The following is a 23,687-nucleotide window of genomic DNA, read 5'->3' as shown; positions in this document are numbered from 1 at the left end:
CTGGGCGGCGGCTCGGCCGTCAGGGCTTGGGTGCGAAGAGCTCCAGCGCGATGTTGTCGGGGTCGCGGAATTCGAGGATGTGACCGACGCCGATGTCCTTGACCCCCTCGTGAGGCACGTCTCGCCCGTCGAGCAGGCGCACCGCCGCGTCCAGTTCCGCCCGGCTCCCCACGGCGAAACTGAGATGGTCGAGACCGGTGCGGTCCTCGTCGAACCGGTCCGTGGCGACCGGGCGGAGTCCGAGCAGGGAGTCTCCCAGCCGGTAGATGACACCGCCGAAGAGGAACGAGAGCTGCTCACGCGTCTCGTCGTCGGCGTCCGGCGGGACCTCGAAGGCCACCGGAAGCCCGAAGAGGCCGTCGTAGAACGCACGGGACCGGTCGATGTCGTTGACCGTGAGACGCACATGGGCGAAGGCGCGGGGGGTGATCGTCATGTCCCCATGCTGCGCCGCCCGCCCGGCCGATGACGGCGCGAAACGCGGTCACCGCGCGGGTCCCTGCCCGGACAGCGGCCACCGTACCGGACGGGGGCCGCCGAGGACGGCTGCCGGACAGCGGCTGCGCGATGGGGCGCCGGGTGGGTGTTGAGCCACCGGACAGGGCCTACGTGATGAGGCGCTGCTCCTTCGCCACCACGACGGCTCCCGCCCGCGTCTCGACGCCCAGCTTGCTGTAGATACGGCCCAGGTGGGTCTTCACGGTCGCCTCGCTGATGAACAGGGCACGGGCGATGTCGCGGTTGCCGAGCCCGCGCGCGAGCTGGCCGAGGATGTCCAGTTCCCGCGCGGTGAGCGAGGGCTGCGGGCTGCGCATCCGGGCCATCACCCGGCTGGCGACCGGAGGGGAGAGCGCGGTGCGGCCCTGCGCGGCCGCGTGGATGGCGTCGAACAGCTCATCGGGCCGTACGGCCTTCAGCAGATAACCGGTCGCTCCGGCCTCGATGGCGCGGGTGATGTCCGCGTCCGTGTCGTACGTGGTCAGGACCAGGACGTGCGGGCCGTGCGGGGAGACCGCTGCGGACGTGATGCGGCGGGTGGTCTCGACGCCGTCGATGCCCGCGCCCAGCTGGAGGTCCATGAGGACGACGTCGGGGGCCAGCCCGGCCGCGAGGGCCACCGCCTCCTCCCCGGTGCCGGCCTCGCCCACCACGTCGATGCCGGGGGCGCTCCCGAGCAGGGCGAGCAGGCCCGCGCGCACGACGACATGGTCGTCACAGACGACGATCCGGACCGGGGACGGCGTGCTCACGGGCTCTCCGGCGGGGAGGAGGGGGCGGGGGCGGTCAGCGGGACCGACACGGACAGTACGGTGCCGTGGCCCGGCGCCGACTCGACGGTGAGGGTACCGCCGAGCTGCCGGGCGCGGGCACGGATCGCGGGCAGGCCGTGCCCGCGCAGGTCCGGCCCGCCCGCGGACGACCGCGTGGCGAGCCGCTCGGGGTCGAAGCCCCGGCCGTCGTCCGCGATGTCGAGGACCACCTGGTCGTCCAGGCTGGTCAGGGTGAGCGCGGCGGTGGTGGCACCGGAGTGCTCGCGTACGTTGGCCAGGCCGCCCTGGGCGATCCGCAGCAGGGCGTACCGCACCCGGTCGGGGAGCGCGCCCGGCGCGCCCTCGGCGTGGAAACGGACGCTCGTCCCGGCGCCCGACTCCCGCTCGGCCAGGGCCCGCAGCGCCTCCTCCAGGCCGCCGTCGGCCGCCTCCGCCTCGGCGAGATCGGCGGGGGCCAGATCCCGTACGAAGCGGCGCGCCTCGGCCAGGCCGCGCTCGGTGACCGACTCGGCGGTGCGGACGTGGGAGCGGGCGAGCGTCCCGTCGGTCTCCCAGATCCGGTCAGCGGCCTGGAGCAGCATCTGCTGGCTGGACAGGGACTGCGCGAGCGTGTCGTGGATCTCCATGGACAGCCGCTGGCGTTCGGCGAGCATGCCCGCGCGGCGCTCGGTGGCGGCCAGTTCGCAGCGGGTACGGATCAGGTCGCCGATCAGCACGCGCTGCCGGTCGGTCTGCCGCTCCATGTGGAGGAAGACGGCGGTGGCGATCGCGGCGACGGCGGGCGGGGCGAGCAGCCGGTCCGCGTCGAAGCGGCCGGCCAGCTCCAGTTGCGCGGCGACGACCAGGACGGTCAGCAAGGCGGCGAGGACGAGCGCGGCACGTGTCGGCAGGGTGCGCAGACCGGCGTAGAAGAGCGGCACCGCGCACCACGCGAAGCTCGGCGCCAGCAGGACGAGGACCACCCAGACGGCGACCACCAGCGCCAGCCCGGCCAGCCGGCGGGGCGTGGCGCGGGCGCCGAGCGGGGGGCCGAACACGTACAGCAGGGCAAGGACGCCGGACAGGGCGATGATCCAGGGGATGCGCGGCTCGCCGGAGTGCCGGATCAGGACGCGCGTGAGGGCGCCGCCGAGCAGCAGGAAGAACGCCACGTGCATGACGGCGGCGAGCCACCCGGCGTCCGGGTCGGCGTCGGCGTGCTCTGCCACGGCCGGGCTCCTCTCGTCCAGTGTCGTGCCGTCCCGTGTCGTGCCGGGTGTCGGCCGCCGGGGGGGGATGGGGCACCGCGTGGCGCCCCCTCCGACGGCGTCCGTCCCGCCCCGCAGGGCAAACACCTCATTGTGGTCGATCACGGCGAGGGCTTGCGTCAACCGATCGGATGACGCGGACATCAGCCGGTCCGCGCTCCGCTTCCAGCCGGTACGCCGACGGCCCGGCGGGGATCCGGACCCAGGATGGATCCCGGAGCGGACGGTGGGCCGGGACCTTCCCGGCAGCCGCTCTCCCCGGCCGCATCCACGAGCCCCACCACCCCTGCCATCCTCACCCCCGATCTCATCAGGAGCCGGACTCATGAAGCACATCAAGCAGACTTCCAGGCGCACCCGTCTCGTCGTGGCCGGTGCCCTCGTCGCAGCGACGGCCGCGGGCACCACGCTCGGCGCGGTCTCCGCCAGCGCGTCCTCCCCGTCCCCGGCCCGTGCCGTCTCCGGCGCCGAGGGGCGCCAGGACGTGCACAAGGGCGACCTCACGCTCTCCACCCACCTGGACGTCGACGGCGCGGCCAAGGCGGCGCGGGCCGCGCTCGACGCCGCCGAGAAGGAGAACCAGCACGTATCGGTCGCCGTCGTCGACCGCAACGGCAACACGATCGTCGCCCTCCGCGGCGACGGCTCCGGCCCCCAGTCGTACGTGTCGGCCGAGAAGAAGGCGTACACCGCGGTCTCCTGGAACGCCCCCACCTCCGAGCTGGTCAAGCGCCTGGACCAGACTCCTCAGCTGAAGGACATCCCCGGCACACTCTTCCTCGCGGGCGGCGCGCCCGTCGCGGTGAAGGGCGCCCCGATCGCGGGTATCGGTGTCGCGGGTGCCCCGTCCGGTGACCTGGACGAGAAGTTCGCCCGGGCGGGCGCCGCCGCTCTCACCGAGTAGGCGGCGTCGCGCGGGCGCGGAGCGGAGGGACGACAGCAGGATGGACAGGACGGACATGCACCATGCGGACCGGGACCGGCGGAGGAGCACCACAGTGAACGAGCAGCACCGGGCCCTCCTGGACGCGGCCGGCCGGGGAGACGTGACGGAGGTGCGGGCCGCCCTGGCGGCCGGCGCCGGCCTGGAGTCCCGCGACGCGCACGGCCGCACCGCCCTCCTCCTCGCGTCCCTCGGCGACCAGGTCGACGTTGCCCGTGTCCTGGTCGCCGAGGGCGCCGACCCCGACGCCCAGGACGACCGCGACGACAGCCCCTGGCTGGTCACCGGGGTCACCGGAAGCGTGGCGATGATGCGCGTGCTGCTGTCGGCCGGCCCCGATCTGACCCTGCGCAACCGCTTCGGCGGGATCGCGCTGATCCCGGCCTCCGAGCGCGGCCATGTGGACTATGTACGCGCCCTCCTCAGGGAGACCGACATCGACGTGGACCATGTCAACCACCTCGGCTGGACTGCCCTGTTGGAAGCCGTGATCCTCGGTGACGGGGGTCCGGCCCACCAGGAGGTCGTCGAACTGCTGATCACGGCCGGTGCCACGCCGGGCCTCCCGGACGGCGACGGCGTGACGGCTCTGCGCCATGCCGAGCAGCGCGGGTTCACCGCGATCGCGGACCTGCTGAGGGCCGCGGGGTGAGCCGCATGCCGCCGCCCGGCCCCAGGTGACGGCTTGTTTCCGGTCGTACCCGCAGGACCCCATGACCCGCCCCAGGAGACAGGAGACAGGAGGCAGGAGCCAGGAGACAGGAGACCGCGGGGTGTATCAACCGGCCTCGATCCAGGGGTGTCTGAGGTTCGCCCAGAAGTCTTCGTCGGGCATCGGCGGGAGCGGCGGAGGCCCGAAGTCCTCCCACAGGACCTCCCGCCAGTTCAGGACGACGTGGCTGCTCACGTCGGCGATCTCCAGCACGGCCCGGTGCGGTCCGTCCACCAGCAGGGTCACCAGTGCCTGGGCGCTCCACCTCCGGTAGGGGTCCTTCTGCCGCCGGGATGCGTGGATGACCGCACGCAGGCGCAGGCCGAGGCGGTTCGTGTCGGTCAGCTCCACCCGGTTCCCCGCACGGAACTGGTTGATGGCCTCGGCCACTTCCGGATACTTGATCAGCCCGGTCTCCTGGGAGAGCCGCCACATCTGCCGGCCTGCCGTGTCATCGACCTGCTCGGTGGAGGCGGTGGCGAGGACGGCGCCCAGTTCGTCCAGCCTCACCAGCTCCGTGGCCCGTACCCGTCCCTTCGGTACGAGATCGAGCGTGGGAAGACCGTCCGCCTGCCCCGGGACGGGATCGCCGCCCGTACCCCAGTCCGGGTTCCCTTCGGACGCCGTCTCCCACAGAAGGCGTCCGTTGAACACGAGCGGCCATCTCCCGTGGACCGGTTTCCGCCGTTCCAGGGCCTCCGCCACGGCGGACAGGTAGGCGGAGAGCGCCGGAGCCAGACCGAAGTCGGTCCCGGACTCGTCGAAGAACCGGCCCACCCGGCCGGATCCCTCACCGTCCCGGCAGTCCACCGTCAGCCCGTCGGCGGTGACTTCGTAGTCGGCGAACTTGACGTAGCCCTGGTGCCAGTAGCGCCCCTGCGGGTCGTCCTCCGCCGGTGGCATCACGCCGCGCAGCTGTGTGGTGGCGCTGACGATGTCCTCAGCGGACAGCAGCCGGTCGTGCGTCGGGAACGTGAAGTCGGCATGGACGCAAGGGCCGTTCCCCCGCCGCTCCCCGGCGCCGTTGTTCCTGCGGAGTGATGCCACGAGCCCTGGTGGGAAGGTCACGCCGAGTTGTCGCTCGGCGCCGCGTATCTCCTCGGCGCCGGCCGGGCCGTTCAGCGTGGCCATCGTCTGCGGCGCATGCCGGGACAGCCACGATTCGATCCGGTCCCACGCCTCGCCGACCCGGGCGGACTCCTGCTCTCGATCAGTCATGACTGCCTTTCTCGGTCGCGCCGCCCCCACCATAGGAGCGTGATCCGACAGCGCCGGGTCCTCAGCAGGCCGAAAGGCTGTTTCTGGAGATGTCCACAGGATCACATCTGCGAGGGATTCGGTTGATGGAACGAGCATTCACCAGCTGATTTACGCCAAGGCTATGGCAGATGCAGTATGGGGGGCGACGGATTCCCGGGTAGGTGCGGAGGCGAAGACGGTGGCTGGTGTCGCGGAGGGTTCCGGCATGCGGGATCCGTCGCGCGTACCCGGGGTGTCCGCCCGGCGGCCCGGGCTCCCCTCCTTCTCCGACTCCCTGCTCACGAGGCGAGGTTTGGATCTTCATGGATGTCCGCAGCTCTGATGGCAGCGCCGGCGATGTCGACTACGGCAGCAACGGCACCGGCTACGCGAACTACCGGCGGCCCGATCCCCGGATCGCCCAGGTCATCGCCGACGCTCTGGGGGGTGCCCGGAAGGTCGTCAACGTGGGTGCGGGAGCGGGTTCGTACGAGTCCGCCGCAGCGGCCGTCACGGCCGTCGAGCCGTCGGAGTCGATGCGGGCGCAGCGCTCGACGGGCCTGCCCCGCGCGGTGGACGCGGTAGCGGAGAACCTGCCGTTCGCGGACGGGGAGTTCGACGGGGCGATGACCCTCTTCAGCGTGCACCAGTGGTCCGACGTCGACGTGGGACTGCGGGAGATGCGCCGGGTGACCCGTGGCCCGGTGGCCGTGCTGACCTGCGATCCGGCCCTCGTCAGGGACTTCTGGCTGTACGAGTACGCGCCCGAGGTCCTCGATACCGAGGCCCGGCGCTACCCCGCCCTCGGGACGATGGCCGAGGCTCTCGGCGGTACCGTCGGTGTGCAGGCCGTACCGATCCCGCTCGACTGCACGGACGGGTTCAACGAGGCGTACTACGGGCGCCCCGAAATGCTGCTGGACCCAGCCGCCCGGCAGGCGTGCTCGGCATGGAGCTTCGTGGACGACGGGGTGCGCGAGCGGTTCACGGACCGGCTGCGGGCAGACCTGGACTCCGGAGCGTGGGACGCTCGTTTCGGACACCTGCGCAGCCAGTCGCACTACGAGGGGTCGCTCGTCATCGTGCGGGCGACACCGTAAGAGGCCCAGGAAACAGAGGAACACCACTATGGCGGTACCTGATCGGATGGACGAGCAACTGCGTGCGCTCGGGCTGGTGGAGGCGCAGCGCAAGGCGGTGGCCCTCTTCGCCGAGGTCGAGGCGCGGGGCCTGGTGGCGCCGGGCGCCGGTGAGCGGGAGGTCAGCGACCGGATCCGGGACCTCGCGAACGACATGTTCGGGACGACGAAGCACTGGCACAAGCGGATCGTCCGCTCCGGCCCGCACACGATGTTCCCGTACCAGGAGAACCCGCCGGACCGGGTGATCCGCGAGGACGACATCGCGTTCGTCGACTTCGGCCCGATCTTCGAGGAGTACGAGGCGGACTTCGGACGCACCTTCGTCCTCGGCGACGACCCTCACAAGAAGCGACTGCGCGACAGCCTGGCGACGGTGTTCACGGCGGGCCGGGAGGCGTTCCGGGCGGCCCCGGACATCACGGGCAAGCAGTTGTACGCGGAGGTCGAACGGCTGGCCGCCGACGCGGGCTGGACGCTCGGCGGCTGGCACGCGGGCCATCTCGTCGGAGAGTTCCCGCACGAGTTGATCGACGGCGCGAAAACGGAGTCGTACATCACGCCGGAGAACAACAACCCGCTCCGCCGCACCGATCGCGCCGGGTGGCGCTGCCACTGGATCCTGGAGGTCCATCTGGTCGACGAGAAGAACCAGTTCGGCGGTTTCTACGAGCAACTCCTCGACCTCGCCTGACCCGGGAGCACCCGGCCCGGGGTGGGCTGTCAGACGTGCGGACAGGACTGCAGCAGGCGGGTGATGCCGTCGGGGCTGAAGATGTCACGGGCGGCGAGGGCGACAGCGCCGGTCAGGCCGGGCTCGGAGCCGGGCTCGGTGGTGGTGATGGTCAGCCTGCGGATGGCCAGCGGGAGGGCCCGCTGGTAGACGACGGCGGGTACGCCGGAGAGCAGTTCGTCGCGCTGCTCGCTCATCGGCCCGCCGAGCACCAGCGTGCGCGGGTTGTACATGTGCACCAGCATGGCGACGACTTCGCCGATCTCGGTCTCCTCCAGGATGCCGCGCCGTAGCAGCTGGTCGACCTGCTGTCCCACCGTGGAGCGGGCCAGTGAGGTCCGGCGGGCGATCTCCGCGCGGCTGGTGGCCTCCCCGGCGGCCACGGCGCCGAGGATCCGGCGCAGAGCGACTGTCGCGGAGTTCGTGACCTACCAGGTCTACTACCTGTCCGACTCCCTCCACATCAGTGAGTCCGGACTCCCCGGTCTGACGTTCGTCCTCACCCTCGTCATCAACGGAACCAGCGCGCTCACGGTGCTCGTCTCCGGATGGATGGCAGACCGCTTCCAGCGGCGGAAGTTCTACATGGCCGTCGCCGGGATGCTGGCCGTCGCCGGATTCCTCGTCCTCATCACCACGCGTTCGATGGCCGGCATGTTCACCGGCGCGACCGTCCTCGGCCTCGGCAACGGCTTCTTCTGCAGCGGGCACTACACCCTGCCCAGCTCCGTACTGCCGAGCGAACAGGACGCCGCGAAGGACATGGGCGTCGTCAACATCGCGGTCACCCTGCCCAGCTCCCTGGTCCCGGTCTACGCACCCACCCTGCTCGGCACCGGCGGCGGCAACAGCTACCCGGCGCTCTTCGTCTCCGGGATCGTGCTCGCGCTGCTCGGGATCCCGGCGGTCAGGCGAATCCGCGGAGTGAACTGACCGAGCGGAGGGGCTGCGGGGGCGGGCTCAGTGCACGGGTGGCCACCAGCGGATCTGATCGTGTTCGGCCGGGTCACTGAAGCCCGACCTCCGCAACGTAACGGTCCTGCCGCCGCCATCCGGCGGACCCGGTGCACCCGTGCGGAGGGCGTTCGCGCCGGGCCATGCCCGGCGCCCGGTGAGCCGTAAATCGTGTGCTTAACGTGCCGGGCATGAGTCGCATCAGTCTTCTCTCCGTGACCGCATGTGCCATGTGCCCGGCCGCCGCTCCCACCGAGCGCGACCGGGCGATGGCCACCGGTGGCACCCCGGCCGGGCCCGGCTGCCATGTCGCGCTGCACACACCCAGCGTGTTCACCGCACCCGTGGACTACCACCCGACTTCCCTCTTCGTCGAGGCGGGCCGCAGTGACGACGCGGTGCACCCGGCCGGAGCCGGGAAGTTGGGGCACGGCCGTTCGGTGTTCTGGCCCGAGGGTAACGTCCGGCCGATGCCCGGTCAGCAGATCCTCATCCCCGGTTCACGGTCGCACATCACGCTGAACGACCCTCAGCCCGGGGCGCTGCTGGCACCGGCCGGGACGGGGCCGACCGGTGCCGCACTGAACGGCGTCGCCTCGCTGGACTTCGACACCCCGCCGATGCCGCCGAGGCAGCGGGGTGCGGCCGACGGCCCGGCCGTCCTCAACCACGCACACAGCTGGCAGGCCCCCGAACACGTTCGGATTTCGGGCGAGAGGTGCGCGTACCGGCCCTGGAACGCAACCGGACCGACCGGCCTCACCACGGCCGGACAGCCGTCCTCGATCGAGGCGCCCCGGAGCGAGGCGTCGTCGGACGAGGCGGGACCGGATCGCCGGTTGCCCGTACCCGCCCCGCCCGGGTCCACCGCGGAGTCCCCGCACGGATTCGCCAGGGCGGGCGGCCCCGCGGCCGTCTGGTACGCGGCAGGTGGCGTCCTGCTGCTGGTGATCGCCGGGGTGCTGGCCCGCCGGCGGCTGCGGGACTGATCCAGTACGCCGAGGGGCGGCCGGCGCGCCGGGACCGTCGGCCGCCACGCGCTCCGGAAAAGAGGGTCGACCGGGCGGGACCTGGCGTGTGCTCTCCGGGGCGGGGTAGGCGGCTCCTCAGCGAACAGGGATGTGCCGCAGACCGAAAGCAGGAGGATCATGGCAGTTCCGAAGACGACTGTGCTTGTACTGGACTGTTCGGAACAGGCAGAACTCGCCGACTTCTACGCCCAGTTGCTCGGGGCGAAAACGCGCGTGGGAGACGACCCCGACGTCATGGAGGTCATCGGGAACGACGGCGTCCATCTGGCGGTCCGCAAGGACCATGGCTACGCTCCGCCCAGCTGGCCGCGGCCCGATGACGCCTCGCAGGCACACCTTCGCATCCTGGTGTCCCAGGGCGACATGGACGAGGCCGAACGCGAGGCGATAAGCCTCGGCGCGCGGCCCCTCGACACCAAGAACAACGGCGGCCGACGCGACGTCCGCCTGTACTCCGATCCCGCCGGGCACTCGTTCGCTCTGGTGGTCTCCACTCAGGTCGAGTGAGCGCCCGCGCCGTGGGTGCGCACCGGGGGAGAGCCGGCTGTCCCGGGCTCACGGCCCAGCCCGCTCACCCGGTACCGGTCGGCGGAGGGAGTCCGGCGTCGGCGCTTGTCCGCCACTATTCGCCGAAGGGCGGCGGCGCCGTGTCCCCTGCTGTTGGTCCCTCAGGGCTGTCCGCTTCGTCCGGCCCTGCGGTCGGGAATGCGTCCAGCTGGCCCCCGACGAGTTGCAGGGCCATCTGGGCGCGCACCTGATTGCGCAGTGCGTCTTCGCTGATGTTGTCGGACAGGACGCTCGCGGCCTTCAGCCGTCGGTCGAATCTGCTGTCGTCGCGCAGCATCACGCCCTGCGCGCCCATGTCCCGGCGCGTGCGGTTGGACTGCAGGAAGAAGACTCCGGCCAGGACGTTGATGACTGCTCCGGCGGTCTGCGTCACGATCGCCCCGTAGCGGCTCCCGCTACTGTCGGCGTGCATGATCGCCAGGACGACTCCAGCCAGCAGAATGGCCGATCCCACCATCCCGAACACGATGCTGACGAAGAAGCTGACCTTCGCCTGGGCAAGCCCGTGCGAATAGATCTGGGTCAGCATCGACACCTGTGGGTCTGGCTCCAGGAGGGATGCGGTGGCCAACTGTGCAGTCTCGACATGCGAGTTGCGCGGCTGGATGTGGATCTGGGCGCTGTGACCGTTGATGTGGAGATGGGGGACGTCAGCATCCTCCACGTGGCTGCGTGCGCTCTCTGCCTCGTGGGCGAAGGACCGGCTCGCTGCCCACAGCAAGGATGTGACAACTCCGGCTATGCCGACGAGGACGGCAGCGGTCGTGGTCGCCAGCTCCAGCCATGCCCGGCGCTGAAGGTTGTCATAGGCCGGGCCGTTCGCTTCGACCAGTGCCCACAACACAAAGGCGAACACCACTGACAACACCGTGCCCAGGACGGCGATCACGGGTGTTCGCAGCCTGTGTACACGTCGGACCACACTCACCGACACCGGAGGCGCGGATCCCTCGTCCGTATTTCGATCCGTTCCGGACAATGTCTGTTGAGCCTTCCTCCGGGACGCGCTGCAGGTGGCGTCCCGGCCTCGCGGTCCGGCCGGGGTCGCTGTCGCGCGGAGTCCGAGTCCTGTCGTGCGGCGTATGCGGCGGCCGGAAGACGCGCGTCAGCACGACTCCTCCAGGTAAGTACGCGCCAGCGTGGCGGCGCGCGTGAACCAGTCGGCGAGTACGGCGGTTTCGTCCGGCGTGTAGTCCGCGAAGAGCTCCATGAGGAGCGCGGAGTATGGCCTGTAGACGGCTTGTACGCGTTCGGCGGCGGTCGGGACCGCGGTGACGCGCACCCGGCGCCGGTCGTCCGGGTCCGGCCCACGGGTCACGAAGCCGCCGCGCTCCAGGCGGTTGAGGATGCCGGTCACCGCGCCCGTCGTCACGTGCGCGCGCCCGGCCAGGTCACCGGCGGTGACCGGGGAGTCCCCGGCCTCCAGGACGTACGCGAAGCAGCTGAGGTCCGTGACGCTCAACCCCAAGTTGCGGGCGAACTCCTGCTGGCCGACGACGCTCGTCGCGACGAGGTCGTCCATCGCGCGGATCGCCTCCGGGGCGGAGGCTGCGGGGCGGGGCTTGCCCTCCATTGAAGTCCCTTAGAGCTTGAGATAAATTCCTCACTTGCTAAGACACCATAGCCCGGCGTTGGGCCGTGTCATGGCCCGGGGGGCGCGAGGAGGCGTGCACGTGAGCGGACATCAGCACGACGAGGGCCACACCGTCGCGGGGTGGGCCAGCAGCGCCATCGCCATGGTCGGGGCCGCGGTCGCCGGCGCGGGTATCGCCGGCTGGAGCCCGGGGATCTGGGCGGGGTCGGCCGTCACAGCGTTGGCCCCGTTGGTCGCGTGGAGCCTGCACCTCGCGGGCTGGGGCAAGCCGCCCGGCGTGCGGGCCGCCGACCAGTGGGGCCTCCACGTACGGGACCGCACCGCACGCGGAGGGCATGCGGGCTGCCTCGGGTGCCGACTGGCCGGACGGCGGGGCGTTTCGGTGCGCACGGACGGCCCGCCCGAGCCGGCCGTCACCGCCGCTCGTGCGGGTACTTAGTTCCTGGGTGGGCCTGTCGTGGTGGTGCAGATTCCCAGAGGTGCGCTTGGACCCGCGTCACTGGAGGGTGATCCGGTGTGCGTGCGTGGGATCCGCAGGACAGGCGAAGACGGTCAGGGAGCCGTCTCTGCCCACGGAGACGCGGGTGGGGGTGTTCGCTTCGGGTTCGTCTCTGAGGTGCTGGTCCTCCACCGGCACCCAGCTGAGGGTCTCGTCCTCCCACTCCGTACTGGCGATAGCCAGCAAGGGCTTCATGGGTGAGCCGCAGGTGCATACGACCTGATACGGGCCGCTCGTCTCCCAGGTCGCGTACCCTCCGAGCTTCCATCCAGGTGCCGTGGACAGGTCCGTCTGGTACCGAGGTGGTTCATCGCCCTCGAAGTCGTCGGTCTCGGCTTGCCCGTCTTCCCAGCGGTAGACGCGTTCCTGCAGGTCGCCGTCCAGAAGTCCGATGTACTCGTGTTCCGTGGCACTTTCGGGGTGAAGAACGCAGGGTTCCGGCACGTATTCGTCATCACCCACCACCGCGGTGAGCGGAGGTTCCGCCAGAGGATCGCCGATCTCTGAGGAGTTGCGCCATTTGAGATGGATGCCGGGCGTGGCCAGATCTCCATGCGCACTGAAAGGACACCACAGGACCTGGAGTACATCGGCTCCCATGGGCCCGGCAAGGCCCGGCACGTCCCGAGCGAAGAGTTGTGCCAACGGCAGCAGCGGGACAGGGTAGGTGTCGCTCATCCCTGGTACGTGATGTTCTTGCTCAAGCGCGGACAGGTGCTGGAGTTCTTCCGGGGTCGGCCCACTGTTCGGAGACCTGCGCCACGCTTCCGTCAGGGTGCGACGCCATTCGTGAATGTCGTCGACGGTTCGTCCCCGATCCCGCGGGTGCGGTTCCTGACAGGTCGGCCACGGTTCGTCGGCAGGCCACAGAAGCGGGCCGCCGACAGAACTGTCGGTAACCTTGGGGCTGCCGGGGCGAGGGTGGAGACGGGTGCAGTCCCGTCGGTGGGAGCGCAACTCGGGGAAGGCTGCTTCGATGTCCACGGGGCGCGGGGGAGTGGTTCGGGTCACGGCTGGCCTCGCATTGCACTTCAGACTACTTGGGGACAGGGATTCGCACACCGGCGGCGGGGTTTTCCAGCGAGCGCCTCAGGCTGAATCCGCGGTCGCCGTGCGCTGAGATGTCAAGTCTTGTGGGTACTGGGTTGGTCCCTTCGTAGACGGGGACGACGGAGTACTGAACGTTCTCGCCCTTCGCCACTGCGTTGTACACCTCCTTTTCGAGGCCCCGCATGACCGGAGTGTTCACCGGGTTCTGAGTCAATGTGACCAGGTTTCGGTAGCCGTTCTCTCCCGATCCCGGGCCGCCGAGCTTCCTGGCGAGTAGGTGACCACGCGCCTCGTTGAAGAGGCGGCCGTTCCCACGCCATCCGGGTGGCCAGATGTAGTCCGCTGCTCCACTGCCATCCTTCATGATTCCCTTGCGGAGCGCAGCCCAGGCTCCGGTCGGGCGCGCGAGCCCGTCCAGTTTGCCAAGTCGGACGCTGCCGTCCCACAAGTAGGAGTCCGACTCAAGACACGCCTTCGGGACGAGTCCGAGGGGGTCGCTCCATGTGTGGGGATTGTTCGGGTAGGTGACGGGATTGGGGGCGGGATCGAGGCCGAGGGGGTCAGGGCTGGTGAACCGAGCCGTGTCGGGGTCGTAGTGTCGGAAGAAGTTGTAATGAAGGCCGGTTTCGGGATCGGCGTACTGGCCGGGGAAGCGCAGCGGTGTGTACGCGGAGGCAGTCCGGTTCCACGTGGTGGTGCCCCACAAGGTCGTGCGGGAGTGCCAGGCGATGTCGCCGTGTTCGTCAACGAGTTCCGTGGGGGTGCCGACCAGGTCAGTGACGATTGCGAAGAAGCGGGCATCGACCTCGGGCTGCGTCAGCCCTTCTGGGGAGACGTGACGTTCGAGCTGGGCCAGCGGGAATTCGTCGCTGTACTCCCACGTGGTGACGACACCCGTGGTGCTCTCGGTTTGTTCGGCAAGGTTGGTGCCGTCCCAAGCGAAGCGGATGGTCTGCGGGATCGTTTCGCCGTCAGGCGCCATGCGGCGCTTGGCGGTGCGGCGGCCCAGTGCGTCGTAGTTGTAGCGCCAGGTCGTGCCGTCGGGGGTGGTGCAGGCGAGGAGGTGGTCCTCGGCGTCGTACTCGTAGCGCCAGGTGTCGGGCTTGCGGGACAGGCGCGTCTTCTGGCGCAGGATCATTCGGCCGGCCGCGTCGTATTCGTAGCGAACGTTTCCGGCGGAGCGTATTCGGGTGCCGCTGTAGCGGCGTTCACCGCGGGCCTCAGGATGGGGCGCCGTGTCGGGCCACCGCGCGCTGATTTGGTTGCCAGCCGGGTCGTAGGCGTATGACTCGCTCCAACCGTCCGCCGTGACAGTGAGCGGCCTGCCGATCGGGTCGAGGGAGATGGCGCGCTGATCACCGGTGAGTTCGTCGTTGATCGCAGTGAGGATACTGTCCGCGCGGTAGGCGTAGGTGCGGGAGCGCAGTGTTCTTCCTAGGGTGGCCAGCTTCTGCATGGTTGGGCGCCCGGCACTGTCATAGGCACGGCTGAGCGTCACCGGGGCTGCGGGTGCCCCAAAGGCACGATTGGTTTCGCGGTCGAGGCTGTCGCGGGTAAAGGAGAGGGGGTGTCCGGCGAGGGACATCTCTGTGAGGCCACCTGCCGCGTTGCGGGCGATGCGGGTGACTGCACCGCTGGGGGTACTGCGGCTGGACCGCTGTCCCAGAGAGTCGTAGGTGTATCGGGTGATGTTTCCGTCGACCGTTTCGGCCAGGACACGGCCCAGGACGTCGAGTCGCAGGGTGAGCGACGATGAGCGTTTCGTCGCGGCTGTGAGCTGCCCGGCGGCGTTGTACGTGTACGCGGTGCTCTTACCGTCGACGTCCTTGCTGATGATCCGGCCCGCATTATCGAGTTCGTGGGTGATCACCTGGCCGAGCGCTGTCGTCCGGGAAATGAAGCGGCCAGCGGCGTCGTAGGCGTATGTGAGGGTGCGACCATCGAAATCTGTTTCCGAGATCAGGCGTCCGGCAGGGTCGTACACATACCTCCATTTGAATCCCTGCGGGTTGGTGACCTGGGTCAAGCGCAGCTCGGCGTCGTGCGTGAAGGTGGACCGGGCACCGTCTGGATCAGTGCGGGCCGCCAGTAGGTCGAAGTCTCCGTACTCGAAGTGTGTGATTCCGCCGATTGGATCGGCGTGTGCGACGCGGTTGCCCTCGTTGTCATAGAGGTACGTCTCGCTTGTGCCGTCCGGGTTCGTGCGGCGCGTCAGGTTGCCCTCAACGGTCCACTCCAGCTGCGTGGTGTTGCCTGCCGCGTCCGTGATGGCCGAGCGCCGGGCCATGCTGTCGTACTGGTACGAGGTCACAGACCCCAGCGGATCGGTGATCTCAACGGGCAGACCAGCCTTGTTGTACCGAACCCGAGTGGTGTTGCCGAGTGGATCGGTCAACAATGTCATTTGTCCGGCGGAGTTGTAGGTGTAGCGCGTGGTGGACCCGGCCGGATCGGTGACTGCGGTGCGATTGCCATGCTCGTCGTACTCCTGGCGCCACCTGTTCCCGTCCGGGCCAGTGATAAGTGTTGGTAGACCGTTCTCGTTGTACTCGCACTTGTTCTCCCGGCCGTCTGGCCCGGTGACGCAGCTCACTTGGCCCAGCTCATTGAACTGTGTCCGAGTCGTGTGACCCAACGGATCGGTGGTCGCGACCAGCCGTCCCGCAGCGTCCCACTCGTAGTGGGTGGTATTGCCGAGAGGGTCGGTCTCCCGGATCAGCCGGAATGCCTCGTTGTGCTCGAATGCCGTGGCATGGCCCAGAGCATTGACGACCGTCGTGGTACGGGTTGCATCCTCGTAGCGCAGCGTTCCCGACAGGAAACCGCCGCTACCCTCTGTCCGCACTACGCGACCACAGTCGTCGTAGTTGTACGAGTACGTGTTGCCATTTCGGTCTGTCCACGAGGTGATCCGGCCTGCGGCGTCGTAGGTGAAACCCATCGGTGTGCCTGACGAGCTGTGCACTGCGGACAAGTTTCCGTATTCGTCGTAGCTGTAGGAGACCAGCACCGTGCCGCGGCCGTCGGAGTATTGGGGGTCGAGTAGTCGCAGGGCAGTAACGCGGGGAAGGCTGGCGTGGTGATCCAGCGCGATGCGGTAGCCACTGGAGTGGGCGACCTCCACTGGCACCCCCCGATCGTCGTAGTGGAAGGCGATCCGCATGCCGTGGCGAGTCTCGATGAACTGGATGGGCAGGTCGATGGCCTCACCGCCATCGGCGGACTGCGGGTTGTGGAAGACGTAACTCAGCCCGGACCCGGGATTGGTGATCCGTAGCGCTCCCTCGACCTCACTGTCCCATCGCAGGGGCAGCAGCGGCCCAGTCTCAGGAAACACTGGATCACTGGTGTCGGGATCGGGGAAGGGGTACACGAGGCGGCAGCCGTCGGGCGCCGCAAAAATGATCCCGTCGTCGTCCACTTGCAGGCGTTGGTCGAGGGTGGAGGCCCAGGAGGGGCCGAACCAGCCGCCCCACCGGCAGGAGGAGAGGTGGGTGCGCTCCAGAATCATCGGCAGCGTCGCAGCGAGTTCGACATCGGTCTGCGGCAGCAGCATGGTGCCGGTGGCCACGTCGATCGGGTCGAGCTTGCATTCCTTCTCCGCGGCCTGGATGCCGGCTTCGAGCTTCTCCGCCTCCCCGGGGCGCAGCTTGACCCGGGACAGGCCCGATTCGCCAATCCCCAATGCATTGCCGAGCTTGGACAGTTCGCTCGGCTTGAGAGCCTTGAGCCCTTTGCCCAGAGCTTTTCCGAGGAGGCCTCCACCGACGCCCATCAGAGCCCCCGCGCCCAGCAGGGCCGCCAACTTATCCGGGTCCTTGAACGCCCCCGGGTCCTCCAGCGCAGTGGAGAAGGCGCTGAAGGCCGCCCCCTGCAGCGCCATCTTGCCGAGCTTGCCCGCCTTGGTGACTCCGGCAACGGCCTTGAAGTCCTTGAGCGCCCGAAGGGTCCGTTCCAGGTAGCGGATGGCCTCCAGTACACCCCGGACCACACTGGCGAGCGCCGAGCCGCGCTCCTCAAGCCGGGCTATCAATGCCATTATCTTCAAGGCACGTTCGCCTGCGGCCAGACTGGCGGCGACGTCGGACAGACCGGCGGTGAGGACGGACAGGGCCAGACCTGCGATCTCGAACTCGGCGATCTCCGCGACCATCACGCCGATTTCGGAGATCAGCTCATGCGCCTCATCGGCGAACTTGTCCAGCGCGTCGGCGCCCTTGTGTAGGGCGTCCGAAGCGTTGCCGGCGTCCTTGCGCGCCGACTTGGCCCGTTTGTGGAACGCTTTGGCGGCTTGGCCCTCCCACACCACATCCTTTAGTGCCAAGTCGGCATCATGGCAGGCGTCTTCGAGGCCCTTGCCCAGGTGCCGCCATTTCTTGGCGATCTCCCGCACTCCATCCGGATCCACCGCCGGATCCGTGATGCCCAAAAACTCCAGACCCTGGGCCATGGTGTCGCCGAATGCGTGATTGGCCTTGCTGATCCAGTGCACGGGATTGAGGTCGACCATCCCGCTCAGCTCTTCCTGGCGCGCGCTGCCGCGCTCAACAGAATGTCCAACAGGTCGAAGGCGTCAGAGACGTCACCCAACAGCTTCACCTCGGCCTGCCACTCCTCATCCACGGCATGGGTGATCTTGGCCAGAGTTTCCATGCCGTCGCGTATTTTGTCTGCTGCGCCTATCAGGGAGCCCAGCGCACCCAGCGCCGACAGATCGTGCGATGCCTCTTTGAAGTCGTGCAATGGCTTCGTCGTGTGTCGCTCTACGTTGCCCAGCGCGGAAGCCGCCCTGTGCAGCGATACCGCCTCTTTCTTCAGGTCCGACACGCGAACCAACTCCCCCTGATTTTGCCGTCTATACAAGTCGTTGCTGCGAGCTCAAGGAGCGTGGATCAAAGATGGCAGGTTCGCCCCTACAACCAGTCCCGCCGCTTGAAGATGAAGTACAGGCTCACGCACACGACCGCCATCAGCCCGATCGCGAACGGGTAGCCGAACGACCAGTGCAGCTCCGGCATGTGGTCGAAGTTCATGCCGTAGATCGTCCCGACAAGCGTCGGCGCAAAGAGAATCGCTGCCCACGACGAGATCTTCTTGATCTCCTCGTTCTGCTCGAAACCCGCCTCGGCGAGTGCGCGCATTTCCGCGTTCTGCTGCTGCGTCACCAAAGTGGCGTTCACGGTGAGGATCTCTGTCAGGGCCTGGCGGAACCCGTCCACCCGCTCGCTCGTGTGCGTCACGTGGTCGGCCACGTCGCGCAGGTAGCGCTGCAGTTCCTCGTGGGTGCCGTACTTGGCGAATCCGGCCATGAGGGCGTGCAGCATTCCGACGAGTGGCCGGGTCGCGCGCTGGAACTCGACCATTTCACGGGAGAGTTCATAGATACGGCGGGACACCGCCGGGTCGCCGCTGAAGACCTCGGTCTCGATCTCGTCGATGTCGATCTGCACGCCTGTGACGACCGGGGCGTAGCCGTCGACGACCGCGTCCAGGATCGCGTACAGGGCCGCCTCGGGGCCCAGGGCCAGCAGGTCCGGGGTCTCCTCCATGCGGGTGCGCACGGCGGACAGGTCGGGTGCCGCGCCGTGCCTGACCGTGATCAGGAAGTCCCGGCCGATGAAGACATGCAGCTCACCGAAGTCGACCTCCTCCGGGGCGTCGAGATAGCGCGCCGCGCGCAGTACGACGAAGAGGGTGTCGCCGTACCGCTCCATCTTCGGCCGCTGGTGGGCCTCCAGGGCGTCCTCCACGGCGAGCGGATGCAGGTCGAACTCCGCTGCCAGCGAGAGGATTTCCTCCTCCGTCGGGCGGTGCAGACCGATCCAGGCCATACCGTCCGGGTACTCACGAAGCTGGCGGAAGGTCTCCGCGAGCGAGTCGGGGGTGGAGACGCGGCGGCCCTCGCGGTACAGCGCCGCCTGCACCACACTGGTGTTGTCCAGCTGTACGGGCTCGGGCGAGGGTGAAGCGGGCGGGGTCTCGGCGGGCGGCTGCTCCGCGCGGTCGGGTGGGGGATCCCTGCGCCAGGAGTGCTTCCGGGCGTTCCTGTTCCTCGGGGACAGCGGCATGTGGCCACTCACCTCCCGTTTCGGCTGGGCCGGGCACGGCTCCGACCGGCGTCGCCCGGCTTCGGTGCAGGATATACGGGCCGCATGACACAGGCATGACGGAGCCGCCACCGGACCACGGACAGCAGATGCCGGGAGCAGATGCCGGTAGTGAGCGGTGTTCGCGAGCGGTGTCCGTCGGCCGTGACCCAAGTGGAGCCCCAGAGCGATGACCGCCGGTGGCGTCCGCGCGCCCGGGTAGCGTGCCCCGCATGGCCCCCATCAGCATCCGTGCACTCAACCGCGCCACCCTGGAACGCCAGCTTCTGCTGCGCCGCGCCGAGCTGACCGCGGAGGAGGCCGTCGCGCGGCTGCTGGGGCTCCAGGCGCAGAACACCAGGCCGCCGTACTTCCAGCTCTGGTCCCGGCTCGCGGATTTCGACCCGTACGAGCTGTCGGAGCTGCTGGAGACCCGTGCGGCCGTACGGATGGTGACCATGCGCTCCACCATCCATCTGCACACCGCCGACGACGCCCTCACTCTGCGGCCGCTCGTCCAGGCCGCACGCGAACGTGAGCTGAAGGTCTTCCGCGGCGGGCTGGCCGGGGTCGGTCTCGACCGACTGGCCGAACTGGCGCGCGACCTGGTGGAGGAACGTCCCCGCACGATGAAGGAGCTCAGGGAGTACCTGCTCAAGGAGTGGCCGGACGCCGACCCGCTCGCCCTCACTGTCGCCGCCCGCTGCCGTCTCCCGCTCGTGCAGGTCACCCCGCGCGGACTGTGGGGCCGCAGCGGGCAGGTCACGCTCACCACCGTCGATCGGTGGCTCGGCCGCCCGTCGGTCCCCGCCCCGGATCCCGACGAGACCGTGCTGCGTTATCTGCGTGCGTTCGGGCCCGCCTCGGTCAAGGACATGCAGATGTGGGCGGGACTGACCCGGCTGGCCGGGGTGTTCGAGCGGCTGCGGCCACAGCTGATCACCCTCCAGGGCCCCGGTGGCGCCGAGCTCTTCGATCTGCCCGACGCGCCCCGGCCGGACGAGGACACCCCTGCGCCGCCCCGCTTCCTGCCCGAGTTCGACAATCTGCTGCTCGCCCACGCGGACCGTACGCGGGTCATTCCCGCCGAGTACCGCGGCCGCAACGGCAAGGGCAACCAGGTCTTCGGCAGCTTCCTGCTCGACGGATTCCTCGCCGGTATCTGGCGGCTGAAGGAGCAGGGGGCCACGGCCACGCTCCGCATCGAACCGTTCGCCCGGCTCACCCGCTCCGACCGGGCGGCCCTGGCGGACGAGGCCGAGCGGCTGCTCACCGGTATGACGCGGGCCGGCGTCCACGACATCGGGTTCGGCGCCCTCGACGGGTGAAACCGCCGGCCGCGCGCACCGCCGCCCCGGGTCGACCCGCTGAGCCGGGCGAGCCGCGAGAGCCGTCTGCCCTGGCTCCGCGGTGCCCGGTTACTGTCCTCGGCATGGAGTTCCGCCAGCTCAGCTACTTCGTGACCGTCGCCGAGGAACTGCACTTCGGCCGTGCCGCCGGCCGTCTGCACATCGTCCAGTCGGCTGTGAGTCAGCAAGTACAGCGACTGGAGAGGGAGTTGGGCCAGGAGCTGTTCGACCGCTCACCCCGGCACGTACGGCTCACCGAAGCGGGGGAGCGGCTGCTGCCCGAGGCGCGGGCCGTGCTGGCCGCGGTGGACCGGGCCCGGGCGGCCGTCGCGCCGCGCACCACCCTGCGGCTGGGGACGAGCACCGGACTCGGCGAGCATCTGGACCGGGTCCTGACCGCGCTGGCCGGAATCGCACCGGACCTGGCGGTCGAGCTGGTCTCCGCGCCGACCAGGACCCGGCTGGAACAGGTCGCGGGCGGGCGGCTGGACGCGGCGTTCGTCCGGGCCGCCGAGCCGGTACGCGGGGTGCGGCTCATACCGCTCTGGGAGGATCCGCTGGTCGCGGCCGTTCCGGCCGGGCACCCGCTCGCGGCACGGCCGGATGTCGCCCTGGCGGACCTGGCCGGACTCCGGCTCAGGATGGTGGCCCGGCGCACCAACCCGCCCCTTGTCGACCTCGTGATGTCCGCCTGTGCCGCCGCCGGGTTCGAGCCACTGCCCGAAGCGGCCGGCGGCTCGCTCCAGGACAGCCTCGCCACCATCGGCACCTCCCCGGCGCCGCAGTGGACCGTCGTGTACGCCGCATACGCCCGCCAACTGCGCAGCCCCCGGGTGGCGTTCCGCCCGTTCCGGCCCGTCCCGCTCGCGCTGCCCACCGCGCTCGCCGTACGGCGGTCGGCCCCGCCCGCCGGTCTCGATCTGCTGCTCGAAGCCTGCGCCGCGCCGCTGGACAGCAGCGATCACGGAGACTGATCGCTGCGTTCGCGATCTGCCTGTTGGCCGCCCGCCGTCCTTCGGGTGGACTGGGGTCATGCCGGTGAGCGACCCGGAACAACCGGACAGCCGCCGTGGGAAAGGGAGTTCAGTCATGCCGATCGTCACCATCCAGCAGGGACCGCGCGACATCGAGCTCAAGCGCGAACTGGTCAAGCGCGTCACGGACGCCTTCGTCGACTCGCTCCGTATCCCCGCCGAGGCCGTCCAGGTCTGGATCCAGGAGGTCCCCACCGACAGCTGGGCCATCGGCGGCAAGCTCACGGCCGACAAGTAGCCCCCACATAGCCGACAAGCAGCCGCTGAGAGCCGGTGACCGTCCGAGGAACAGCCGGCGGGCAGCCGCACGGAGGGGCGCCCGCCCGGCAGGCCCTATCCGAGTTCGAGTGTGGTCACGCCGTAGACGCACTGGTCGGCGACCGGGCGGATCGGCCCCGTGTACATGCGGGCCGTCTCGAAGGAGGGCGTGAGGCCCAGCGATCCGGCCAGCGCCATGGCGGCAGGATTGGACTCGGGGACGTCCACGGCGACCTGCGCCGTACCGGCTTCCTCGGCCAGCGCCCCGTACAGCGCCTCGGCGGCGGTGGGCGAATCGGCGAACAGCGGCCCGATACGCAGGACGTCGCCCGCCGCCGGGCGGATCACCGCGTACCCGGTCAGCCGCCCTTCGTCGAAGCGTACGAACGCGCGGTGCCCGTCCGTGGTCAGCCAGCGCTCCAGGAAGCGCGGACGGTCGGCCGGGTAGCACGCGCTGTCGTACGCCGCGACGGTCTCGTGGTCCCCGGCCCGGACCGGCCGTACGCCCGTCGCCCCGCGGGGCGGCAGGACGCCGGTGTGGCGGAAGGTGCTGTGGGCGGGCGCGAACCCCGACCTGCGGTAGTTGTCCTGCTGGGCGACGACCCCGTCCAGGCCGATGGTCCGGCTTCCCGCGTGGGCCTGTGCGGCCTTCCAGGTGGCCAGGCCGTGGCCACGTCCCCGCAGGTCCGGGCGGACCAGGTACCAGCCGAGGAACGCGTAGTGCGCACCGTAGTTGACGACCGAGACCGCGGAGACGGGCTCCCCGTCGAGGCGTCCGAGGAAGAACCCGTCCGGGTCCTGGGCGAAGAAGCTCCGCGCGTCGTTGATCCCCGGGTTCCAGCCCTCGTCGTGCGCCCACCGGCTGATGACGGGCCAGTCCTCCTCGGCCGCCGGCCCGACCACGAGCTGCCCGGCGGATGAGTACGTCATGCATGCTCCGTAAGTCGTATGAAATCGCAACACGTGGGATGGAGGCCGTGGGGGCTCCCCGGGCGGCGTGCCCGCCCGGGGCTTCCGCGTGGGCCTTTCCCATGGGGCCGTCCCATGAGGCCTTCCGCACGGCTTCGGCCGGGATGTTACGGCAGCAGACCCGCCCGCCGGGCCGCCACGACCGCTTCGAGCCGGGTGTGTGCCCCCAGCTTGCGCATCGCGGACCGCAGATAGCCCTTCACGGTCTCCGGCTTCAGCCCCAGTCGCGCACCGGTCGCCGCGTTCGTCGCGCCGGTCGCCACCCAGGCCAGCACGTCCACCTCGCGCGGCGCCAGTGCGACAGGCCGCCCGGGCCCGGCGCCGCCACCGCCACCGGCCAGCCGGGCGCAGACCGCGAGAAGCTCACCGCGCAGCTCCGGGTCCGCGATGCGTGGTGCCAGCGCGCGCAGTTCACTGTGCGCCTCGCGCACCTGCTCCCACGCGCCGGGCTCGGCCACCGGCTCGCGCGCCGCCGCCAGGCACTGCTGCACCTCGTCCCGCAACACCAGCGACTGCTCCACGTCGCGGGCCGCCTCGACCGCCGCGTTGTACGTCCGGTCGCCGAACGACAGCCGCTCGCGTACCGCCCCGTACAGCACACCGCGCACCTTCCGCCGCACCACCACCGGCACGGCGAGTACCGCGTGCAGTCCCTCCGCGCCCACCGCCGTGTCGTACTCATGGCTGATGTGGAGCGACGAGCGGTAGTCGGTCACCGCGCACGGCCGGGACAGCGCTATCGACTTGCCGCCGAGACCGTTGCCCGCCGATACGGCGAGGCCGCGCAGCGCCGGTGTCGCCGTACCGCTCAGTTCGGCGATGCGCAGCTGCCCGCTCCCCGTCAGCAGACCGCCGAACGCGACCGGCAGCCCGGTGGCGCGGCGCATCCGCAGCAGCGCCGCCCGCATGTCCACTGCCTCGACCGGCTCCGGCACGCGGCCGCTCCTCTCCGCCGGGGGCGGGGGCCTCCGGCGCTCCTCGGCCGGGACACCGCCTTCCCCCCCCGTTCGGG

At 69.8% G+C, this 23,687-nt stretch carries 24 protein-coding genes; 11 read left to right on the top strand and 13 right to left on the bottom strand.

The annotated features are described in order from the left end of the window. Positions 1 to 19: 19 nt before the first annotated feature. From OG285_RS04640 to OG285_RS04630, 3 genes are all read right to left on the bottom strand, one after another. The gene (locus OG285_RS04640; protein WP_356831236.1) at positions 20 to 436 is read right to left on the bottom strand and encodes a VOC family protein; all 417 of its coding nucleotides are present in this window, start codon (positions 434 to 436) and stop codon (positions 20 to 22) included. 169 nt (positions 437 to 605) lie between these two features. Then, on the bottom strand, positions 606 to 1,250 hold the full coding sequence (locus OG285_RS04635; RefSeq protein ID WP_356831234.1) for a response regulator transcription factor: 645 nt from the start codon (positions 1,248 to 1,250) through the stop codon (positions 606 to 608). Then, positions 1,247 to 2,662, bottom strand: coding sequence for a sensor histidine kinase (locus tag OG285_RS04630; RefSeq protein ID WP_371790237.1), 1,416 nt, complete (start codon positions 2,660 to 2,662; stop codon positions 1,247 to 1,249). Before OG285_RS04630 ends, OG285_RS04635 begins: the two co-directional genes overlap by 4 nt. A 190-nt stretch (positions 2,663 to 2,852) precedes the next feature. On the opposite strand from OG285_RS04630, the gene OG285_RS04625 reads away from it, so the two are divergent. Then, positions 2,853 to 3,422, top strand: coding sequence for a heme-binding protein (locus OG285_RS04625; protein WP_371793446.1), 570 nt, complete (start codon positions 2,853 to 2,855; stop codon positions 3,420 to 3,422). Positions 3,423 to 3,477: 55 nt separating this feature from the next. After that, complete coding sequence (locus tag OG285_RS04620) at positions 3,478 to 4,113, top strand: ankyrin repeat domain-containing protein (RefSeq protein WP_371793445.1); 636 nt, start codon at positions 3,478 to 3,480, stop codon at positions 4,111 to 4,113. A gap of 126 nt (positions 4,114 to 4,239) precedes the next feature. Here OG285_RS04620 and OG285_RS04615 read toward each other — a convergent pair whose 3' ends face one another. Then, positions 4,240 to 5,391: an SMI1/KNR4 family protein gene (locus tag OG285_RS04615; RefSeq protein WP_371790236.1), complete on the bottom strand. Its 1,152-nt coding sequence runs from the start codon at positions 5,389 to 5,391 to the stop codon at positions 4,240 to 4,242. Positions 5,392 to 5,735: 344 nt separating this feature from the next. Here OG285_RS04615 and OG285_RS04610 point away from each other — a divergent pair, with 344 nt between their 5' ends. Together OG285_RS04610 and OG285_RS04605 are read left to right on the top strand one after the other, a co-directional pair. Continuing rightward, positions 5,736 to 6,512 (top strand): class I SAM-dependent methyltransferase, encoded by a 777-nt coding sequence (locus OG285_RS04610; RefSeq protein WP_356831230.1) that lies wholly within the window; start codon positions 5,736 to 5,738, stop codon positions 6,510 to 6,512. 28 nt (positions 6,513 to 6,540) lie between these two features. Beyond that, positions 6,541 to 7,245, top strand: a complete 705-nt coding sequence (locus tag OG285_RS04605) for a M24 family metallopeptidase (protein WP_371790235.1) — start codon at positions 6,541 to 6,543, stop codon at positions 7,243 to 7,245. Positions 7,246 to 7,274: 29 nt separating this feature from the next. Here OG285_RS04605 and OG285_RS04600 read toward each other — a convergent pair whose 3' ends face one another. Continuing rightward, positions 7,275 to 7,679, bottom strand: a complete 405-nt coding sequence (locus tag OG285_RS04600; RefSeq protein ID WP_371793444.1) for a hypothetical protein — start codon at positions 7,677 to 7,679, stop codon at positions 7,275 to 7,277. Between the two features lie 28 nt (positions 7,680 to 7,707). On the opposite strand from OG285_RS04600, the gene OG285_RS04595 reads away from it, so the two are divergent. The 3 genes from OG285_RS04595 to OG285_RS04585 all read left to right on the top strand — a co-directional run bounded on the left by OG285_RS04595 (position 7,708) and on the right by OG285_RS04585 (position 9,776). Beyond that, on the top strand, positions 7,708 to 8,217 hold the full coding sequence (locus tag OG285_RS04595) for an MFS transporter (protein WP_371790234.1): 510 nt from the start codon (positions 7,708 to 7,710) through the stop codon (positions 8,215 to 8,217). A gap of 212 nt (positions 8,218 to 8,429) precedes the next feature. Further along, a complete protein-coding gene (locus OG285_RS04590) occupies positions 8,430 to 9,227 on the top strand; it encodes a hypothetical protein (RefSeq protein WP_371790233.1) in 798 nt (265 codons plus the stop codon). Between the two features lie 159 nt (positions 9,228 to 9,386). Further along, positions 9,387 to 9,776 (top strand): VOC family protein, encoded by a 390-nt coding sequence (locus OG285_RS04585; RefSeq protein ID WP_356831222.1) that lies wholly within the window; start codon positions 9,387 to 9,389, stop codon positions 9,774 to 9,776. A gap of 115 nt (positions 9,777 to 9,891) precedes the next feature. Here OG285_RS04585 and OG285_RS04580 read toward each other — a convergent pair whose 3' ends face one another. Together OG285_RS04580 and OG285_RS04575 are read right to left on the bottom strand one after the other, a co-directional pair. Then, a complete protein-coding gene (locus OG285_RS04580) occupies positions 9,892 to 10,725 on the bottom strand; it encodes a hypothetical protein (protein WP_371790232.1) in 834 nt (277 codons plus the stop codon). A gap of 216 nt (positions 10,726 to 10,941) precedes the next feature. Next, positions 10,942 to 11,409 carry a MarR family winged helix-turn-helix transcriptional regulator gene (locus OG285_RS04575; protein ID WP_371790231.1) on the bottom strand — a complete coding sequence of 156 codons (468 nt, stop codon included), beginning with the start codon at positions 11,407 to 11,409 and terminating at the stop codon, positions 10,942 to 10,944. Between the two features lie 100 nt (positions 11,410 to 11,509). Between OG285_RS04575 and OG285_RS04570 the strand changes: the two genes are divergently transcribed. Continuing rightward, entirely contained in the window at positions 11,510 to 11,869 is a 360-nt protein-coding gene (locus OG285_RS04570) for an HGxxPAAW family protein (protein WP_371790230.1), read from the top strand. A gap of 57 nt (positions 11,870 to 11,926) precedes the next feature. Here OG285_RS04570 and OG285_RS04565 read toward each other — a convergent pair whose 3' ends face one another. The 4 genes from OG285_RS04565 to OG285_RS04550 all read right to left on the bottom strand — a co-directional run bounded on the left by OG285_RS04565 (position 11,927) and on the right by OG285_RS04550 (position 19,047). Beyond that, on the bottom strand, positions 11,927 to 12,607 hold the full coding sequence (locus OG285_RS04565) for a hypothetical protein (RefSeq protein WP_371790229.1): 681 nt from the start codon (positions 12,605 to 12,607) through the stop codon (positions 11,927 to 11,929). Between the two features lie 358 nt (positions 12,608 to 12,965). Further along, on the bottom strand, positions 12,966 to 17,489 hold the full coding sequence (locus OG285_RS04560) for a DUF6531 domain-containing protein (RefSeq protein WP_371790228.1): 4,524 nt from the start codon (positions 17,487 to 17,489) through the stop codon (positions 12,966 to 12,968). Between the two features lie 5 nt (positions 17,490 to 17,494). Further along, a complete protein-coding gene (locus OG285_RS04555; RefSeq protein WP_371790227.1) occupies positions 17,495 to 17,806 on the bottom strand; it encodes a hypothetical protein in 312 nt (103 codons plus the stop codon). An 86-nt stretch (positions 17,807 to 17,892) separates the two neighbouring features. Continuing rightward, complete coding sequence (locus OG285_RS04550; protein ID WP_371790226.1) at positions 17,893 to 19,047, bottom strand: magnesium and cobalt transport protein CorA; 1,155 nt, start codon at positions 19,045 to 19,047, stop codon at positions 17,893 to 17,895. A gap of 251 nt (positions 19,048 to 19,298) precedes the next feature. Between OG285_RS04550 and OG285_RS04545 the strand changes: the two genes are divergently transcribed. From OG285_RS04545 to dmpI, 3 genes are all read left to right on the top strand, one after another. Then, positions 19,299 to 20,393: a winged helix DNA-binding domain-containing protein gene (locus OG285_RS04545; RefSeq protein ID WP_371790225.1), complete on the top strand. Its 1,095-nt coding sequence runs from the start codon at positions 19,299 to 19,301 to the stop codon at positions 20,391 to 20,393. 104 nt (positions 20,394 to 20,497) lie between these two features. Then, complete coding sequence (locus OG285_RS04540) at positions 20,498 to 21,388, top strand: LysR family transcriptional regulator (protein WP_371790224.1); 891 nt, start codon at positions 20,498 to 20,500, stop codon at positions 21,386 to 21,388. A gap of 115 nt (positions 21,389 to 21,503) precedes the next feature. Then, positions 21,504 to 21,686 (top strand): 4-oxalocrotonate tautomerase DmpI, encoded by a 183-nt coding sequence (gene dmpI, locus OG285_RS04535; protein WP_266851622.1) that lies wholly within the window; start codon positions 21,504 to 21,506, stop codon positions 21,684 to 21,686. Positions 21,687 to 21,781: 95 nt separating this feature from the next. On the opposite strand, the gene OG285_RS04530 is transcribed toward dmpI, so the two are convergent. Both OG285_RS04530 and OG285_RS04525 read right to left on the bottom strand, forming a co-directional pair. Beyond that, positions 21,782 to 22,636 carry a GNAT family N-acetyltransferase gene (locus OG285_RS04530; protein WP_371790223.1) on the bottom strand — a complete coding sequence of 285 codons (855 nt, stop codon included), beginning with the start codon at positions 22,634 to 22,636 and terminating at the stop codon, positions 21,782 to 21,784. A gap of 146 nt (positions 22,637 to 22,782) precedes the next feature. Continuing rightward, positions 22,783 to 23,610 carry a LuxR C-terminal-related transcriptional regulator gene (locus OG285_RS04525; protein ID WP_371790222.1) on the bottom strand — a complete coding sequence of 276 codons (828 nt, stop codon included), beginning with the start codon at positions 23,608 to 23,610 and terminating at the stop codon, positions 22,783 to 22,785. Between the last annotated feature and the right edge of the window lie 77 nt (positions 23,611 to 23,687).

This window comes from Streptomyces sp. NBC_01471, assembly GCF_041438865.1.
Classification (GTDB): domain Bacteria; phylum Actinomycetota; class Actinomycetes; order Streptomycetales; family Streptomycetaceae; genus Streptomyces.
Note: the sequence above shows the minus strand (reverse complement) of the source record. Positions and strands in the feature narration are given on the sequence as shown.